General features: G+C 53.4%; 2 protein-coding genes. Both read right to left on the bottom strand.

Annotation, left to right across the window (positions count from 1 at the left end; all coding sequences use genetic code 11):
* Positions 1–248 precede the first annotated feature (248 nt).
* Positions 249–800, bottom strand: a complete 552-nt coding sequence (locus G3446_RS26530; protein ID WP_164456656.1) for a hypothetical protein — start codon at positions 798–800, stop codon at positions 249–251.
* Positions 797–1880: RHS repeat domain-containing protein (locus G3446_RS26535; RefSeq protein WP_164456657.1), on the bottom strand; the 1084-nt coding region annotated here is incomplete at its 5' end. The genes G3446_RS26535 and G3446_RS26530, both read right to left, overlap by 4 nt.

Raw genomic sequence — 1880 nt, forward strand, 5'->3', positions numbered from 1 at the left:
CGATACTGGGCTCGCGGCGCACGATTACCCAGGCGGGAGTCACACCCGCTAGAACACGCGGCCTTGCCAGGCCGCACTGTCCCCTTTCCCCCTGATAGCGTATCGGGGAAAATGATACAATGCGAGACCTGACCCCGCTTCCCGTGCCATTGAGTAAACTGTCACCGGAATTGCCGAGAACACAAACGTCGCCCTACCGTCCGGGGAGTGCCCGGCCTACTCAAAACCCTGAACCCTGCTCACTGAAATCACTCTGGATCGTTTCTTTCAAGGCGATTTAGGCGGTTCATTTGATCAATGATTTTCTCCAAGGTTGCCTGGTTGCAAGGAGAGTTATTAGACTTTAATAAGGAGAGAATTTTATCCAAAAAAGCACGTTTTCTGGCAGAAAAACCAGCGCGCCTGGAAGAAGCATCCTCCGCATTATAATAAGCGATGATTTCATAGGCTCTCTCGCAATCGCCAAAAGCCAATAGCATCGGCAGTGGTGCAAGAAGATCATAGCGCCGTAATTTGCTTTTTTCTATTCTGTATTCATCAATTAAATCATAGCCAAGAATCCGCCACTTTTCTTCTCTTGTTTCGCCCCAAAGCAATGCGTAGCTGTTGAACAAAATAACATAGTCTTTATACTCTATAGAGGTCCCTTCGTATTGATCGACCGCGCAACGATAATCCCTGTTCGAGTAGCATTCCATAGCTATTTCGTGCCGACGAATAAAGTCGTCGAAGTCGGCGCTAACGCTGCTTCCTGGGATAAAAAAGAACAGGGTGGCGAGATAACTAATTAGCCTAATCATCGCGGCCTCAAGGGAGAGTTTATACACAGACCGTCGTAGCTTCCGGAATAAAAGACAGGAACTAAGAACGCGCGTATAGCTGTCTCTGTTTTCTCGGATAGCGATTCACTACTTTCTTCATCTATATGGAAATCTGCGTGCAAATCACAGTCGGAGGCACACATTTCAAAGACTAGAATTCTGCGATAAGTGCTCTGGCTGTAGGTTACTTCCCTGCTGTAAACGCAACTCAAGCGACCAGTGAAAGCGTTGGTGATTCCCATCAGTAAGCCAAAGGGGCCACCCCCGCCAACCTGTTCCTCTGGAGTATGAAATTTGCTCCAATCATATTTCCATTCCGTGGCCGAGATCTCGCGAGGTAAACCACGATTCAGCCATGGCGTTATTGGTGTTGAATATCTGTCGCAGGCGGAATATAGTCCCGTTGGGTCAATGAGATTCATTGGGTCTTGCATGGCATACTGATAGAAGTTTGGGCCACTTCTGAAACCAATCGGATCCTTCCCCATCCACCGTCCGGTATAGGGATCATAATCCCTCACCCCAAACCGCACGAGCCCGGTCTCTGAGTCATAGAGCCCCCCAGCAAACCCGAACGGCTGGAACCCCGGGTTGGTATCCCGCGTGACGACACCCCAGGCATCGTAGTCCATTCGCTGAACGACGGCCCCGGTCTCGACGGCGACGATCAGCCGCGGGCTGCCGAGGTGGTCGGAGAGGATCCGGTAGGTGGTCTCTTCCTGCGTCTCGGGATCGATCTTGATCAGGTAGGCCGGGACGTTGGCCTTGTCGCCATACACGAAGACCGAGACGAGGTTGCCCTCGCCGTCCAGCTCGGCGATGGGGTTGAGCTGATCCTTGTAGAGGAACCCCTGAACCAGCTCACCGTCCCGGGTCTTGCCGATGCGCCGATCCTGCCCGTCGATGATATAGCCAATGGCCGCGCTCGGGCGTGGCCGGGCCGGTGTGTCGGACTGGAGCAGGCGGTCCTGCTCGTCGTAGCTGCCGTTGGCCACGCCGTCGACGCCGATGCGGTTGCCGTTGGCGTCGTAGTCCCAGGAGCCCGTCAGGACGCCGTTC

It is taken from the genome of Thiorhodococcus minor (assembly GCF_010820565.1).
GTDB lineage: Bacteria > Pseudomonadota > Gammaproteobacteria > Chromatiales > Chromatiaceae > Thiorhodococcus > Thiorhodococcus minor.